Source organism: Gracilibacillus kekensis, assembly GCF_900143085.1.
Classification (GTDB): Bacteria; Bacillota; Bacilli; order Bacillales; family Amphibacillaceae; genus Gracilibacillus; species Gracilibacillus kekensis.
Genome location: NZ_FRCZ01000009.1, coordinates 38,520 through 54,020, shown reverse-complemented (window position 1 = coordinate 54,020; position 15,501 = coordinate 38,520). Strand labels below are relative to the sequence as shown.

Sequence of the window (15,501 nt, the reverse complement as noted above, 5' to 3'; positions counted from 1 at the left end):
TCTATAGGGGAGAGGGAACACAAACGCCATCAGGAGGAGTTGGATTAGTTGAGAGGAAAGCTTAGTGAAAAATTGAACAATTAGTTGAAATGGAAAAAGAGTTATATTTTTCAGTAGCTAAAAATTATTTTGCTGGTTCAAAAATCCGTTTTCGAATTAATAAAGAGTAGGCTTTACAAAAATGATTTATTTATTAATGAAACAGCTTTAAGTAATCAATGCAACACATATAAAATAAAGCAACCCCTATTTTGCATGAGTTTGTATCTTTGTAGAAATCTATTAAAAGGAGTGGCTTATTTTAACTCTAATAAAAGTGTAAGGTGATATGATACCCTAAAAATCTAATAAATTCTACTATTTTTTAGACATACTAGTTGCTCTGCCTGAAATAGTAGCATTATTACTAGACAAATAGAGTATCTTGAAAATGCACTAATCACAAAATAAAAAAAACATTGATTGTTGTACTGGGCAATAAAAAAATAACATACCTTACTCATCATCCTATTTTACGTTGAGCTCTCAACTTAGCTTAAGATGGATATTATAATCAAAACCTTCTGATCTTATAGAGTTATCTAGTGGCTTTTCTTTTGAAATCTTAATTATAGCTATTTCGAATTAGTTGCTTCTAAAAGTAAATCCACGATATGCACTGCACGTATGGAATCACTTAATCCTTCTCGTTCAATACCAAGCTTCATCTGTAGCAAACATCCTGGGTTAGCTGTTACTATAGTGACTGCTTGTGTTTCTTTAACATTAACCATTTTCGAATCTAATATTTTCATCGACATTTCTGTTTCTACAATATTATAAATACCCGCAGATCCACAACAACTATCCGCTTTCTCCATTTCACGGTACTCTACATTGTCAATCGCTTTTAATAGTATTCGTGGTTCATTCGAAGTTTTCATTACGTTAAGAAGGTGACAAGAGTCTTGATAAGTGATAATTTGTTCTTGTAAATGTAGAGATCTTTTATGAAAATCTAGCTCTACAAGAATACTAGAAATATCTTTGATACATTCCGTGAACTGTTTGGCACGATCTGCCCATTCCGAATCATCTTTTAAAAGATGGTCATAATCAATTAAAAAGGCTCCACAACCGCCAGCATTGGTAATTATATAATCAGCTTTTAGTTTTTCAAATGCAATAATATTGCGTTTGGCGAGTTCTTTTGCGCCGTCTTTCTCACCACTATGAGCATGAAGGGCTCCGCAGCATGCTTGGTCTTGTGGGATGACAATTTCACAGCCCGCTAGTTTAAGTAATTGGATAGTTGCATCATTTGTTTGCCTAAACATTGTATCCATTAAGCATCCATGGAAAAAGGCAACCCGTTTTTTGGCAGTTGATACAGCTGGAACATACGACGGTCGATCCTTCATTTCTTTTCTTGTAGGCACTTTTGGCAATACTTTCTCTATTGATGATAGATTTTCAGGTAATAAATGATTTAATTTAGTCTTATGAAAAGCTTTTTGTAACCCTGAGCGTTGATAAAAACTTAGGAATCCTGTTAATGAGCGCATCCGGTTTTGGTGTGGAAATAGTCCATAAAATGCTGATTTACGAGTCGTTTGGACTAGTAAGCTATGCTTTTTATTTTGATGGATCGTGTCACGTGCCTCTTCTAATAAATGACCATAATTGACCCCAGCAGGACAAACTGGCTCACATGCCCGACATCCTAAACACATATCTAGTGAATTTTCAACGTCTTTATCAAGTTCAATATCCCCATCTATTACTGCCTTCATTAAGGCAAGACGCCCCCTTGGAGAATGTTCTTCTTTATAGCCTGATTCAACATACGTTGGACAGGCGGGTAAACAAAAGCCACAACGCATACAATTCATTAATTCATCTTCATCCATTCGCTCCTTGAATTGTTGTTGAATCGTTTCTTGTTCTTTTGAGGTTGTCATTTTGTCACCACCACTCTTTTTCTTGTATCTTTTGCGAAAATTTTTGCGGGATTCATAATGTTGTTTGGATCGAGTGATTGTTTGATTGCTTGCATTGCGTTTATACCAGCATCACCAAGCTTTAAATGAAGGTAAGGAGCTTTCATCATACCTACACCATGTTCGCCAGTAATGGTTCCACCAAGTTCTACCGCTCGGATGAAAATATCCTCAAAAGCTTTTTCTACTCTTTTAATTTCTTCTTCGTCACGGGCATCAGTTAAGCAAGTAGGATGAAGGTTTCCATCACCAGCATGACCAAATGTACAAATATTCACCTCATATTTATCTGCAATTTCATTTATTGATACAACCATTTTAGCAATTTCAGAGCGTGGAACGGTTGCATCTTCTAAAATAGTCGTTGGCTTTAATCTTGCCATAGCAGAAAGAGCTGATCTTCTAGCCGTTCGTAAACTATCAGCCTCTTCTTCTGATTCTGCTACGTTTACAGAGACAGCTTGTTCTTGTTGGCAAATACTAGCTAATTTTTTCATATCTTCTTGTACGACCTCCATCGGACCATCTTGCTCAATTAATAACACCGCACTTACGTCAGTCGGTAAACCAATTTGAGCATATTCTTCTACAACCTTTAATGTCGCTTGATCTAGAAACTCTAAAGTAGTAGGAATAATTTTATTGGCTATAATTTTTGAAACACTATTGGCAGCTGATTCTAAATCGTGATAGAGAGCGAGCATCGTCATTTTAAATGCTGGCATGGGAACTAGCTTGAGTGTTGCTTGTGTAACGATCCCTAATGTGCCTTCTGCTCCAACAAATAATCGTGTTAGATCATAACCTGCTACATCTTTAGCCAGCTTTCCGCCAGTGTGAATGATTTCACCAGATGGTAAAACCACTTCTAATGCGAGAACATAATCTCGAGTAACGCCATATTTTAACCCGCGTAACCCTCCAGAGTTCTCGTTAATATTTCCACCAATTGTTGATATTTTCATTGAACTTGGATCGGGTGGATAAAACAACCCTTTTGCTTCAACTGCTTTTATCATATCTAATGTAATCACGCCTGGTTCTACTGTTACAGTTAAATTTTCCTCATCAATTTCTAAGATCGAATTAAAGTGCTTGAAAAGGAGAACAATGCCACCCTCTGTCGGGCAAGTTCCTGCACAAAGATTCGTTCCAGATCCTCTTGGAATTATTGGAATGTAATGTGTATTACAAAGTTTTACAATCTCAGCAACCTCTTCCTTGTTTCTTGGAGCTACTACTGCAGCTGGCATCGATTGATACTGTGGAGTTGCGTCATAGGAATAGACCAATTTACTCACTTTAGAATCATCATAGTTTTCAGTCCCCACAAGATGAATCAATGCTTCCTTTATTTCTGTGGTTATCAACGTTATCATCTCCTATATCTAACTTATTTCATTATAATTCATATAATTAAATATACTATGTTTGAATAAACAAAAATTAAGTATTCTTATTCTTTATTTTTAGATAATCATCTAAAAAGGAAAGAGAAAGATAAAGTGTAGTTAGGTCTTGAAAGTCACGAGGATTAAGATTTGTAAGCTTTTCTATTTTTTTAAAGCGATAATGTAACGTATTAATGTGAATGTGCAGGGCTTTTGCGGAATCTTTAATCGATTGATTATTTGAAATAAATGCCTCAATGGTATGAATTAACTCTTGATCTTTCATAATCGGGGCCACTGTTCGATCTACTAATTCTAAGCGGGTGTGTTGTTGTATATCTTGTAGACACATCTCCAGCCGCAGATCATCATCAAAAATAATAGATTGTTTCCTTATAGCGACATTAAGTGCGCGTTCTGCTTGTTCGAAAGATTGATATAATCGATTAGATGCGGTAAGATGACCTACCCCGAACGAAACAATTTGTTGGTATTTATCCTCGAAATAAATTTGGATCTGTTTTAAAAAGTGTTGAGTACTTTCTTTTGTCTCCTTTCTCGATCGAATTATTAGAAACCTTTCTGTACCCCAACGAACAAATATATCTCTTTTAATCCGCGTAAAGTTTTTTATGACATCATTCCAAATCTCACTTGAGATAAAATTGCCTTCCTTTTGTAAGTAGTGACCAATGATCACCTGTCTATCTGAGGATAAATCAATGCTTAGAAGTTGTGATTGACTCAAAAAGCTAGATGACCACTCTTTTTGTTGTATCCAATCAAATACAAACATCTCAAGGGATCGTGCTTCCCATTCTAATTGTTCGAAATAATAGTTTTCTTTTACTAACAGTTCTGTCATTTTCCTTAACAATTCACCATATGAAGATACTTTATCCGGTTCACCAGTAATACCTATGATTCCAATGATTTTTTCATTGAAAAAAATAGGTAAATTAATACCCGCTTTGACACCTTTGAGTTTTGCTTCATCAGCTTTAGTTATTGTTAATTTTACACTTGTACGACAAACGATTAGTGCGCCTTCATGACAATCCCCTATTCTTTTCTCATTCGTACTTGCAATAATAACACCACTAATATCTACAACGATAATATCCTCATCGAGTAGGCTGGTGACTTTTGAAATAATATTTTTCGCTAGAGAAGGGCGGAGCATAAAAAAACCTCCTTTTTTTATAAAAGCTGTGGTAAATAATAATATTTCTTTAATCATTAACGGAAATTTGTTTCCAATATTAAATAGTTTGAAGGTAATTAGACAGCTAAGTTAATTATCAAGTTGGAATAAACTGGGCAATTCAATTCTATAAACTATAATAGCTTTAACATGCAACTTAGCTTTTGTAATAGATTAACCAATGAACTTTTTGACTTTTCAAAATAATCATATTGGATAAAAAATAATTCTTTTATTCATGGATAAATCACTTTATTACTATTATGATAGTAGTCAATTAGCTAGCTAGATTTAATTATTTAAGATAAAAATAAGTTGGGAGTGTTGGTTTATTGAATACATTAACAATTTCTGAAAATTTATACAATCATTATGAAAGCACTGCAGAGATAAAACACTATTATGGGCTTTTAGCCAACTACGCGTTAGTACTAACAGCTGAAGCTAATCAAAACAAAGAATTGTTAACCCGCTGCAAAAATATTATGCGAAAATTTCCAAATCAAATTGAACATCCTAATTATAATTTCCCTAGTTATAAAATAGGTGGAATACCGAAAGCCTATATGTTTATGAAAGGTTATCTTCCGGAAGCAGAGTCAGAAATTCGAGATTATGCAGATGAAATGATGACAGCAGTTAGAGATGATAAAGGTATTGTCACCACTCTTTTTGATCAAGAAAAGAAGTTAATATGGATAGATGCCGCTATGGCTACAACACCTTTTTTGCTATTTGCCGGGTTAGGATTAAAGGAAGAAAAATATATTGATGAAGCCGTTAATCAGGCATTTCTTATGTATGAAGAATTCTTCGATGAAAAAATTGGTCTTTTGCATCAATGCAAAAATTTTGTTGGCGAAGGATTGTATTCTCAAGATCATTGGAGTAGGGGGAATGGATGGGGATATTTTGCTTTAACTGAGTTAGTGAAGCATTTACCAAAGCAATCGCCTCACAGAAAGAAGGCAGAGAAGTATTTCATACAACTTTCTAATGCGTTATTACCTCACCAATCCAAGAGAGGGTTATGGAGACAAGAAATACCATTAGAATATTCTTATGAGGAATCTTCAGGAACTGGATTAATTCTCTATGGTTTGGGAACGGGATTAAGACTAGGATTACTAGAATTCGAAGCTTACAATAATGCTTTCCATAAAGGAATAAGAGGATTAAATGATATTTGTATTAATGAAGATTTTTCAACAGAGCAAAGTTGCCCTGGTTGTTTATGTCCAGGTGAAGAAGAGGAAAAAGGAACAGTTAAAGCCTATGTTACATTAAAGTTGCCTTATAAAGACGAACCTCATAGTTTTGGTCCATTTATGCTTGCGTTGGCAGAGGCTTATCAAAATGGAATTATAGATTTAAATAGATTGTATAAGGGGTGATTTAATATGAGTATATTATTTAAGGGAGACGAATTTGTTCAACTAAAGAGATGTATCGAAGACAACCTACAAGCAAAAAAACTTTGGAATAGTCTAGAGCGAAGAGTTGAGAAAAATACTCAAAAGCCAGGATTAATTCAACCTGCTGATACTCAAGATTGGTGGCATTTAATTTGGGAAAGGTTAAGTGATGCGGCCTTTGTATACAAAATGACAAAGCAATCAACTCTGAAAACATGGTTATATGAGGTGGTTATGGAAATATGCGCCAAACCAAAAATAGAATGGATAGGCCCTCCGTTTAGAAATATAAAAGAACCAACAGGAGGAGTATTAGAAACAGCACACGTAGGTTTGGGAATGGCAACTGTTTTAGATTTAGTCCCAGAGTTATTTTCAAAGGAAGAAATAAACTATATAAAAGATAACTTAAAAGAAAAGTGCCAAATACCATGTAAGAATTTTTTTAACAAAGAAATAGAGAACTCTTGTAATTGGGATATGGTTTTACTAAATGGATATGGTACTGTTTCCGTTATACTTGGAGATGAATCCGAATTCGAAAAAATAGTGAATTTATATCGTGAAAAATCAAAATTATATAATGAGGATAGTTATGGAGAATGTTTGCAGTATTGGAATTATGCAACCATGCATTTAAGCCATCTATATGAAGTATTAGTAAGATTCGATCGTTCATTAAAAGATAAATTAGATATGTCCTGTTATACCGCATCCATACCTTGGGCAGTAGCTAGTTTTATGTATATGAAACCGCTAACAGGATTTGGGGTTAAGAGCTATCCTAGATCAATTAATTTTGGTGATACGGCAGCCGTATTTCGACCGTCTGGAGATGTATTAATTCACATTGCTAATAGGGCTAGAGAAAGTCATCCAATAGAGGCTGGATTAGCAAAATGGTTATTTGATGAAACATACCAAGACACGGATTTAAAACCAACTGAATTAGCTAGTTTTGGCTTTTTTAATACCTTTCAATTTTTCACCTTGCTAATGCTTGAGGATAGTATTAAACCTTTAAATCCAGTAGAAGCAGGATTACCAAAGACAATCGCTTTTGAAACAGGAACAATTATGGTTCGAGATCAGTGGATTAATCCTAAAACAATATTAGGAATACAGGGGGGATATAAGAAACTGAATGTTACAGCTCATAGACACGAAGATCAAAATAGTTTTATTTTATCCCATTTAAATGAGAGGTTACTAGTTGATCCAGGTCATTGTTGTTATAGATTGGAAGCACAACCAAAGTCAACGAGTACTAATTCGCATAATACATGGACTTTTGAGTTTGATGAAGAAGCACCGTTCAATTGGTTGAAACAGAAGGAAGTAAAAGGAAATGTATTTAATCCAATAGAGCCTTTAAATCACTTAAAATTAATAAAGGATATTGATCAAGTCTCAGTTATTACTTCAGAGGCTTCAAGTGTTTATGGTGACCCAATAATCAAAGCTGAGAGAACGTGGATTACAGCAATGCCTAATACACTATTTATTGTGGATAGAATTGTTTCGAAAGTACCGGTTAAAGTACACAGTCACTTTCTACTAAATAACCGTGATAATCAACTTAGCTTTAATAAAGCATCCAATACAAAGCTGGTAGTTAGAAGAAATGATGCGGCAATGAAATTTTTTCAAGTGACCCCAGATTTAGAAGATAATAATGAGGAAGTTCAAATAATAACTAAGAATAGTTACGTTCATGATTATTATCATCCAAAACCAAATCAGAAAGGTCAGGGTAAGGAAGGGAGTGGGCTAGTTTACACTTTTTCAAATATTAAACCAAAAAAAGAACATTTCATTGTATACGCTACTGCATTAGATTCAACAGAAAAGATTACGCAATGGCATGTTAGAAATTTAGATAACAACGAGTTTTACGTAGAGCCTCCAGCAGGAGAAGGAGGATATTCATTAAAAATAATGGAAAATCAACTCCAATTAGAGGATAAAAGTAATAAACAAATTTATAAGATTACAAAAGATAACTTAGAGAAATTAGTGTGATGTAGAAATTAGGGAGCATGGTGAATAGTGACATAATTATTTTTGGATATAACTTGATGGGTTGAATCCAGTTGTTTTCTTAAACAATCTACTAAAGTAATAGACATTTCCAAATCCAACTAATGTTGCAACCTCAGAAACATTATATTCACCACTTAAGAGTAAGTCTTTTGCTTTACTAATTTTTATATGATTTTGATATTGTAAAACAGTGTACCCAGTCACTTTTTTAAAAATTACCCTAAAATGGGATGTACTAAATTGTGTTTGGTTAGCTAACTGTTCAATACTAAATGTTTTTTGATAATTATCTTGAATATAGTTCATAATCTCTTCAATAGGAATAGTATGATTCATTTTATAATCATTGAAGCTATTCTCTCGAATCATTTGATAGAGTATTTCTAAAAGTATACTGCGACATTTAATCAAGTATCCCTGTTTCTTACCAGTCCACATATGATTAAGTTTCGTAAATAATGCTGAATATTCAAAAGGATTTGAACTCGAAATGATATTCGAGAGTTGCTGAAAATTCTCTTCACTTACAGGATTAAAGAATTGGATGTCAAATTGGACCGTATAAAATTCCCAGGGATTATCGGGGTCACTGTAAGCCGAGTGAGATACCCCTTTTTCAAACAACAGCAAATCACCTTGGTTAATTTGATGTTCATGATTATTAAAATAATAGTGAGAAATTCCTTTGTTACAAAAGGCAAGGATAAAATAGTTGCGATTTATTATGCCATCAATTTTCCAGTCTTTATTGGGTGTTCTCTCTAATACAAAGTTAATTTCTTTAATACAAAAATTGTAATTATGGTCAAATAAGTAAGATTTCATTGTGTCTCCATTACCTCATTTTTTATTAAATGTTTTAAATTATTTTAACGCAAACTAAAAAAATAGAAAAGGATGATTTTGATGTCAGAAATAAAAACAAAAAAAAGTACACTGCTAAACAACGATAAAATTTCAAACAAAGAATTATGTGATAGGTTTCAAAATTTATTTACTGCTGCTGTTAACGATGTTTTAAGAGAAAAAGGATTATTATACCAAACGTTACCTCCGGAAATTTCACCATTGAAGGATAACATGAGGATTTGTGGCATCGCGTTTACAGTTAAAGGATCGAAAAATTTAACCCTAGAAAATGAAATGGAACAAAGAGCGAATATGCTAGAGGCCCTGCATGAAGATTCTATTTGTGTTTGGGATACAAGTGGAGATGATGAATCAGCGCAATGGGGTGAAGTTATGACGATGGCCTCAGTGTTAAGGGGGTGTAGAGGAGCTGTTGTAGATGGTGGAGTTCGTGATACTGACAAGGTATTGTCACAAAATTTCCCGGTTTTTTGTAAATATAAGACCTCCAATGGAATGTTAGGTAGATTTCGATTAATAGATTATCAAATTCCAATTCAGATAAAGAGCGTTAATATTTATCCTGGAGATATTATTTTTGGTGATATTGACGGTGTAATTGTGATTCCAAAAGTTATGGCATACGAAGTCTTACTAGAGGCAGAGCAAATTAAAGAAAATGAAGAAGAAATAAAAAAGATGGTCTTAGATGGATTATCGCCAAAAGAAGTGGTTAAACGTGGAGGGTATTTCTAAATAAAAAAAGTTAAAGGGGAAGTGTATAAGATGAAAATTGTAGTTTTAAAAGAATGGAATAAATTATCTGTTGAAGATGTTCCGATCCCTGAATTAAGTGAGGGAGAATGTTTGATAAAAGTTGTTCGTGCAGGCATATGTGGTTCCGATCTTCATATTTATGATGGCCATCATCCCACCGCAAAAACACCTGTAATACTTGGCCATGAATTCATAGGCACTATAGAGAAAATAAATGATTCAAATTCTGAGTTTGAAAAAGGTGACCGAGTAGGTGTAGAACCTTTAATCAGTTGTGGGGAGTGTGAAGCTTGTAAGAAAGGGTTATCTCATGTGTGTAAAAATTTACATTTGCTAGGCATTCATAGGAATGGTGCGTTTGCAGAGTACGTTAAGGTATTCGTAGATAAAATGGTAAAAATTCCGAGTGAGTTGAATGATGACATCGCTACTTTATCAGAGCCTTTTGCGGTTGGGGTACATGTAAATGAAAGAGCAGGGACAGCTAAGGGTGATGATGTATTTATAATTGGAGCAGGACCAATAGGGTTAATTGTTGGAATAGTTGCATCATTAGAAGGGGCAAAAAATGTAGTTTTTTCTGAAATTCAATCGGATAAGATTGATTTAGTTGAATCACTAGGCTTTTCTGTCATAAACCCTAAAATAGAAGATATCGATAAAAAAATCGCCAATATAACGAACGGGAACGGATTTGATAAAGTATTTGAAGCATCTGGATCGGAAGCGGGTATTTTATTATCGACCTCAGCTTGTAAAGTAAGAGGGACGATTGTACCTGTAGGTTTCCCTAGTGAAAAAACAACATTTGATATTTTACAAGTGATTTTTAAGGAGATCAGTGTCATAGGAAGCAGAGTTTACACATTTGATAATTTTAAAAAAGCTGTAAGCTTACTAAGCTATATAGAAAACAAAAAAATATTTCCATTAGAAAATATGATAAGTGATACATTGTCATTAGATAATCTTGAAGATGGATTAGTGAGAATGAAGGAAGGAAAAGCATTGGGGCGCATTTTAGTAACCAATTAATCAAAAGGAGAGATAGCATGGGAAATACAAACGAAAAAGTTATTATCATAGTAGGTGCTACTGGAGGATTAGGAACTGCATTATGCGAGTTACTAGCAAAAGAAAAGGTAAAATTAGTACTGGCATCAAGTAAAGAAGAGCCTTTAATGAGATTAAAGCAAGAACTAGAAGATAGAGGAAGTGAAGTACTAGTAAAAGCGACAGACGTAACCTCAGAGCGTGAAGTCGAGAGTCTTATGGATCTTGCTGCAAGTCATTTTGGTAAAGTCGATGTTTTATTGAATCTTGCGGGGTTATCCATTCCATCTGCCATTGAAGAAATGGATATAAATGATTATAAGTTGACAATGGACGTAAATGTATTGGGAACATTTTTATGTTCCAAGCACTTTTTGAGAAAAGTTAATGAACAAGAAGGCGGATTAATTATTAACATTGGTTCTATGGCTGCAAAAAGAGCCAATCCAAATGCTCCGTTATATTGCACAGCAAAAGCAGCAGTTAATATGTTTTCGCAAGGTTTGGCGTTACAAGTTAAAGAAAAAAATACTCGTGTTACAACAATAAATCCTGGGGCTATTGATACTACTTTTTGGGAAGGTCGTAATGTTCCAAGAGAAAAATTTCTCCAAGCTGAAGATGTTGCAGATGTTATCCATTATGTTCTAAATAGTAACCCAAAAGTTGTAATTCATGAGATTTCTTTAGATTCCCTATTGTTTTTTAAGTAAAAGGTGGAAGGAGTTAATTATAAAAATGAAATCATCATTTTCATTAGACGGTAAACTAGCATTAGTTACGGGTTCAGGAAAAGGATTAGGCCAAGCAATGTCGGTAGGTCTTGCAGAGGCCGGAGCCGATATTATAGGTGTTGGTTCAAGTGATACAAATGAAACCAAATCCTTAGTAGAAGAAATAGGTTGCAAATACTATGAGATTATAGCTGATTTATCAATAGATGCAGAAATTTTTCGAGTAGTAAGAGAAAGTCTTCGGCTTGATAGAAAAGTAGATATTCTAGTTAATAATGCTGGAATTATTCGCCGTGAGGAAGCTGAAAATTTTCCGGATAAAGATTGGCACGCTGTTATCGATGTTAACCAACATGCTGTTTTTAAACTGTGCAAAGAAATCGGAAAACATATGTTGGAAAATGGCGAAGGACGTATAATAAATATTGCATCTATGCTTTCTTTTCAAGGTGGAAATAGGGTATTGCCTTATACAGCAAGTAAGCATGCAGTAGTGGGAATTACCAAATCTTTAGCAAATGAATGGGCTAGTAAAGGTGTGAATGTAAATGCTATTGCTCCTGGTTATTTTGCTACAGCCAATACAGCCCCTTTACGTGCTGATGAAAAAAGAAGTGCATCTATTTTGGCTAGGATCCCTAAAAACCATTGGGGAAAACCAGAAGATTTAAAAGGTCCAGTTGTTTTTCTAGCATCAGAAGCGTCAAGTTATGTAACTGGTCACATTCTATGCGTTGACGGTGGCTGGATGAGTTCCTAAAGAAATAAATCGTAATTAGGGTAGGTTATTGAAATAATTGTAGAAGACATTTCTAGGGGGTTAGTTGATTTGCAAACTAGCCCTGCTTTTTTATTTATTGATAGTCGATTTTTTATGTGTGAAATTTATTGCATTATGGTGAGCTATCTTAGAAAAATTATGAGAGCTTTTAAAATGAAATTCTGTTTAAGGTGCTGTAATGATAATGATAATAACTAGTAAAATAATAGAAAGTGGTGTAGTTGCGGTAATCAGAGGTGCTAACGAAGAAAATATTATACCAATTGCTAAAGCTCTAGGTGTTGGTGGGGTGGATACTTTAGAAATTACAGTCGAAACTCCAAAAGCTGTTTCCTTAATGCTGTTAATATTTCAGTTGGTGGGAGAGCTCCAGATATACATAATACTCATACCTTTTCGCCATCTTAATAGTCTCAATATTAACTATCGGTGAAACAATAAATTTTGATTTGGATTTTTAATATTATTTTGAGTGTTCTATAGTAGAATGAATTAATAGAAAACGGGTTTCCAGCTACATACACAGTGGGACAAGAGTTAGTGCTAATCAATCCAAAGTAGCTATTTTAAAATTTCAGAATAATGATGAGAAAATAATTGGACTAGGGTTTGGTGATCGTTTATTAACAGAATTAATCACGGTGCTAAACGTCTGTATGACCCCCACTTCAATCTTCAGTAACACAAGGCAAAGTGAGGATAAACAGACGCTAACACCCTGATCATAGTCTCACTTTATTAAGAAAGAAGTTGGTTATTAATGATAATAGAAGTAATTGTACAAAATGAATACGAGGCAATAAATGCAGAGCAACTAGGAGTAGATCGTTTAGAGTTAGTATCTAAAATAGAGAAAGATGGATTAACACCATCTTTAAAATCGGTTGAAGAAGTGACGAAGAATGTTTCTATACCAGTACAAGTTATGCTTAGACCTCATAACAACGGATTTCATTATTCAGACGAAGATGTTTCAGAGATGAAAAAGACTGTACAAAAAATGCTGAAGATAGGTGTAACGAATTTCGTATTTGGTGCTTTAACAGAGAATCATATGATTAACGAAGCTTTGTTAGAAGAGATCATTAATATTTCCCCTGATATTCGATTAACATTTCATCGAGCTTTTGACTTCGTAAGAGATATAGATGAAGCGTATGAAGTATTAACCAAATACGCTAATGTAGTGGAAAGAATTTTGACCTCTGGCGGGGAACATGATTGCTTTAGTGGTAAAGAAGCATTAATATCTTTAGTAAAAAAATCAAAGAAAAATAATGGTCCAGCCATTATGCCAGGTTCTGGGTTGAACGGAGATAATTTCCGAAAATTTCATCATGAGGTACAGGCGCAAGAATACCATTTTGGAAAAGGTGTACGCCTTTATCAGTCATATGAACATTTATTTAACAGTAAAGTATTAGAAACTTTAAAAAATAAATAATTAGATCCATGATCCACAGCTTGTTCCGTTTATGACTGACCTAATAAAACATATGTACATCTTTTTTAGGAGGCAACATTATGTCAAAAACAATTAAACGAGTACTCTATGAAGTTAGTTGAATCAGGTTTGGTGGTTGATGCAGGAAGAAAGTAGCTCAATCTTTATATGTGCTAATCGGTTTATCTTGATTGTAGCAGGTGCGATACTAGATATGTGTTTAAATATTCGTTGACTTATCTCATTCTGAGTCATTAAAGTATTTTTACCCAATTTGGTGGGTCAAGTTGGCATAGTATTTCAATTTCCTCTTCTCTGGCTGAAGTATAGGAACTTTCATTCACTAAGTCTAAGTCCATGAAGCCGGGATGTGTCATCACTTCAATAGATTTTTGATCTTTATGTTTTAGTTGCTTAAAGATATCTTTGTATATCCCATCAGAATAAAATCCTAACCAAAGGGAATTCGTAAGTAAAATTTCAGGTTGATCTTTTAATGAATCTGTATATCTTACCGGAACTTTGTATTCAGTCGCCAGTTCGATGACCATCTCTTTTAAAGGTTCCCATCCATGAATATGATGATGGCTATCGATGTGATGAAGTGTTAGACCAGTTTGTAAGAATGCCTCTATTTGTGCTTGCCATTCTTTTTTTACCTCATTTATATCTGGTAAGTTAAAGTCTCGAAACTGATTGGTAAATATAAAATAACCTTGAGCGTCAATAAGACTTGATACATTTGAATGTAATGGTTTTCCCCATGTTAGGGTAAGGTGTATCCCGACTTTTAGAGAAGGTGTGCGTTTAGCTATATTTACTGCATAATCGGTGGCTATCCCATTCATCATTAATGTAGTTGAGGAGACTACCCCATTTTTATGTGCCTGTATAATACCATCAGAAACTCCTCTAGTTAATCCAAAATCATCGGCATTAAATAAAATATTCATTCTAGTTTTCTCCTTATTCTTCGTCTTTATCTGGATAATACCTTTCGATAACAAAATTGGTTTTATCGCCTCGGAAATAGGATTGGGAATATTCGATTTTATCCCCGTCATTATTATCAGCAACGGTTTCAATATAGAAGCAAGGCAGACCGATTTCTGAATTTAAATAATAAGAAGTAGTTTCGTCTGATAAAGCAATTTCAATATGCTCCGTAGTTTTAGCAATAGATACATGAAAATCATTTTTTAGTGCTTTATATAAAGAGGTTTCTGCCTGCTCTTTTGTAATACCTGGCGCAACGTTCCAAGGAATATAGGATATTTCATATTGAGTCGGAGAATTATTTGCTTTTCTAACTCGCTCGATTTTTTGAATAGGGTCATTTAATGGAACATTTAATGCTGCTTGAAGAGATGTAGTTGCAGGAATAACAGAAAGGTTTATCAAAATAATTTCCGCTATTTTACCTTGTACTTCTATTTGGTCAATGTAGCGTTTTACTGTTTGAGAAAGTGTTTGAGATACTTTCTTGTCTGCAACAAATGTACCTCTTCCTTGAACTCTTTCAAGATAACCTTCTAATGTTAATTGGTTTAATGCTGCTCTTACGGTAGTTCTACTTACATCAAATTCTTTACACAGTTCTAACTCAGTGGGGATTTTTTCACCCTTTTGAAATGTACTGTTTTTAATTCTTGATAATAATTCGTTTTTTATATGAGTATGTAATGACTGCTTTTTATCCATTGTAGTCTCCTTCATTCATAAAAGTTTGACATACTAAGTTTACTAAAAAAAAATTTGTATTACAAATGTAATTATGAATAACGTTTTTTATTTAATTGTATTTACATTTATAAATTCGTATGATACATTT

Annotated in this window: 14 protein-coding genes; 8 read left to right on the top strand and 6 right to left on the bottom strand. The window is 33.9% G+C overall.

Features of this window, described 5'->3' with window-relative positions:
* Nucleotides 1-614: 614 nt before the first annotated feature.
* The 3 genes from BUC25_RS17455 to BUC25_RS17445 form a co-directional block, all read right to left on the bottom strand.
* Nucleotides 615-1,940 (bottom strand): (Fe-S)-binding protein, encoded by a 1,326-nt coding sequence (locus BUC25_RS17455; protein WP_073203161.1) that lies wholly within the window; start codon nucleotides 1,938-1,940, stop codon nucleotides 615-617.
* Entirely contained in the window at nucleotides 1,937-3,358 is a 1,422-nt protein-coding gene (gene glcD, locus BUC25_RS17450; protein ID WP_425292880.1) for a glycolate oxidase subunit GlcD, read from the bottom strand. The genes BUC25_RS17455 and glcD overlap by 4 nt, the downstream gene beginning before the upstream one ends.
* A gap of 67 nt (nucleotides 3,359-3,425) precedes the next feature.
* Nucleotides 3,426-4,553, bottom strand: a complete 1,128-nt coding sequence (locus BUC25_RS17445; protein ID WP_073203159.1) for a CdaR family transcriptional regulator — start codon at nucleotides 4,551-4,553, stop codon at nucleotides 3,426-3,428.
* A 353-nt stretch (nucleotides 4,554-4,906) separates the two neighbouring features.
* Here BUC25_RS17445 and BUC25_RS17440 point away from each other — a divergent pair, with 353 nt between their 5' ends.
* Both BUC25_RS17440 and BUC25_RS17435 read left to right on the top strand, forming a co-directional pair.
* Nucleotides 4,907-5,968, top strand: a complete 1,062-nt coding sequence (locus BUC25_RS17440) for a glycoside hydrolase family 88 protein (RefSeq protein ID WP_073203158.1) — start codon at nucleotides 4,907-4,909, stop codon at nucleotides 5,966-5,968.
* A 6-nt stretch (nucleotides 5,969-5,974) separates the two neighbouring features.
* A complete protein-coding gene (locus tag BUC25_RS17435; RefSeq protein WP_073203157.1) occupies nucleotides 5,975-8,011 on the top strand; it encodes a heparinase II/III domain-containing protein in 2,037 nt (678 codons plus the stop codon).
* A 36-nt stretch (nucleotides 8,012-8,047) separates the two neighbouring features.
* Here BUC25_RS17435 and BUC25_RS17430 read toward each other — a convergent pair whose 3' ends face one another.
* Nucleotides 8,048-8,857: an AraC family transcriptional regulator gene (locus tag BUC25_RS17430; protein WP_073203156.1), complete on the bottom strand. Its 810-nt coding sequence runs from the start codon at nucleotides 8,855-8,857 to the stop codon at nucleotides 8,048-8,050.
* A gap of 81 nt (nucleotides 8,858-8,938) precedes the next feature.
* On the opposite strand from BUC25_RS17430, the gene BUC25_RS17425 reads away from it, so the two are divergent.
* From BUC25_RS17425 to BUC25_RS17400, 6 genes are all read left to right on the top strand, one after another.
* A complete protein-coding gene (locus tag BUC25_RS17425; RefSeq protein ID WP_073203155.1) occupies nucleotides 8,939-9,637 on the top strand; it encodes an RraA family protein in 699 nt (232 codons plus the stop codon).
* A 30-nt stretch (nucleotides 9,638-9,667) separates the two neighbouring features.
* Nucleotides 9,668-10,693 (top strand): zinc-dependent alcohol dehydrogenase, encoded by a 1,026-nt coding sequence (locus BUC25_RS17420; protein WP_073203154.1) that lies wholly within the window; start codon nucleotides 9,668-9,670, stop codon nucleotides 10,691-10,693.
* A gap of 17 nt (nucleotides 10,694-10,710) precedes the next feature.
* Nucleotides 10,711-11,424, top strand: a complete 714-nt coding sequence (locus BUC25_RS17415; protein WP_073203153.1) for an SDR family oxidoreductase — start codon at nucleotides 10,711-10,713, stop codon at nucleotides 11,422-11,424.
* Nucleotides 11,425-11,449: 25 nt separating this feature from the next.
* Complete coding sequence (kduD, locus tag BUC25_RS17410; protein WP_073203152.1) at nucleotides 11,450-12,205, top strand: 2-dehydro-3-deoxy-D-gluconate 5-dehydrogenase KduD; 756 nt, start codon at nucleotides 11,450-11,452, stop codon at nucleotides 12,203-12,205.
* Nucleotides 12,206-12,404: 199 nt separating this feature from the next.
* A complete protein-coding gene (locus tag BUC25_RS17405; RefSeq protein WP_244535209.1) occupies nucleotides 12,405-12,659 on the top strand; it encodes a beta/alpha barrel domain-containing protein in 255 nt (84 codons plus the stop codon).
* A gap of 327 nt (nucleotides 12,660-12,986) precedes the next feature.
* Complete coding sequence (locus tag BUC25_RS17400) at nucleotides 12,987-13,670, top strand: copper homeostasis protein CutC (RefSeq protein WP_073203150.1); 684 nt, start codon at nucleotides 12,987-12,989, stop codon at nucleotides 13,668-13,670.
* Between the two features lie 254 nt (nucleotides 13,671-13,924).
* Here the strand turns inward: BUC25_RS17400 and chbG are convergent, their stop codons facing one another.
* Nucleotides 13,925-14,623 (bottom strand): chitin disaccharide deacetylase, encoded by a 699-nt coding sequence (gene chbG, locus BUC25_RS17395; protein ID WP_073203149.1) that lies wholly within the window; start codon nucleotides 14,621-14,623, stop codon nucleotides 13,925-13,927.
* A 13-nt stretch (nucleotides 14,624-14,636) separates the two neighbouring features.
* Nucleotides 14,637-15,371: a GntR family transcriptional regulator gene (locus BUC25_RS17390; RefSeq protein WP_073203148.1), complete on the bottom strand. Its 735-nt coding sequence runs from the start codon at nucleotides 15,369-15,371 to the stop codon at nucleotides 14,637-14,639.
* Nucleotides 15,372-15,501: the final 130 nt, after the last annotated feature.

What these genes read in the sequence shown, in the direction of transcription:
- BUC25_RS17455 (WP_073203161.1), bottom strand. Translation starts at nt 1,940, where the DNA reads ATGACAACCTCAAAAGAACAAGAAACGATTCAACAACAATTCAAGGAG.
- glcD (WP_425292880.1), bottom strand. Translation starts at nt 3,358, where the DNA reads ATGATAACGTTGATAACCACAGAAATAAAGGAAGCATTGATTCATCTT.
- BUC25_RS17445 (WP_073203159.1), bottom strand. Translation starts at nt 4,553, where the DNA reads ATGCTCCGCCCTTCTCTAGCGAAAAATATTATTTCAAAAGTCACCAGC.
- BUC25_RS17435 (WP_073203157.1), top strand. Translation starts at nt 5,975, where the DNA reads ATGAGTATATTATTTAAGGGAGACGAATTTGTTCAACTAAAGAGATGT.
- BUC25_RS17430 (WP_073203156.1), bottom strand. Translation starts at nt 8,857, where the DNA reads ATGAAATCTTACTTATTTGACCATAATTACAATTTTTGTATTAAAGAA.
- BUC25_RS17425 (WP_073203155.1), top strand. Translation starts at nt 8,939, where the DNA reads ATGTCAGAAATAAAAACAAAAAAAAGTACACTGCTAAACAACGATAAA.
- BUC25_RS17420 (WP_073203154.1), top strand. Translation starts at nt 9,668, where the DNA reads ATGAAAATTGTAGTTTTAAAAGAATGGAATAAATTATCTGTTGAAGAT.
- BUC25_RS17415 (WP_073203153.1), top strand. Translation starts at nt 10,711, where the DNA reads ATGGGAAATACAAACGAAAAAGTTATTATCATAGTAGGTGCTACTGGA.
- kduD (WP_073203152.1), top strand. Translation starts at nt 11,450, where the DNA reads ATGAAATCATCATTTTCATTAGACGGTAAACTAGCATTAGTTACGGGT.
- BUC25_RS17405 (WP_244535209.1), top strand. Translation starts at nt 12,405, where the DNA reads ATGATAATGATAATAACTAGTAAAATAATAGAAAGTGGTGTAGTTGCG.
- BUC25_RS17400 (WP_073203150.1), top strand. Translation starts at nt 12,987, where the DNA reads ATGATAATAGAAGTAATTGTACAAAATGAATACGAGGCAATAAATGCA.
- chbG (WP_073203149.1), bottom strand. Translation starts at nt 14,623, where the DNA reads ATGAATATTTTATTTAATGCCGATGATTTTGGATTAACTAGAGGAGTT.
- BUC25_RS17390 (WP_073203148.1), bottom strand. Translation starts at nt 15,371, where the DNA reads ATGGATAAAAAGCAGTCATTACATACTCATATAAAAAACGAATTATTA.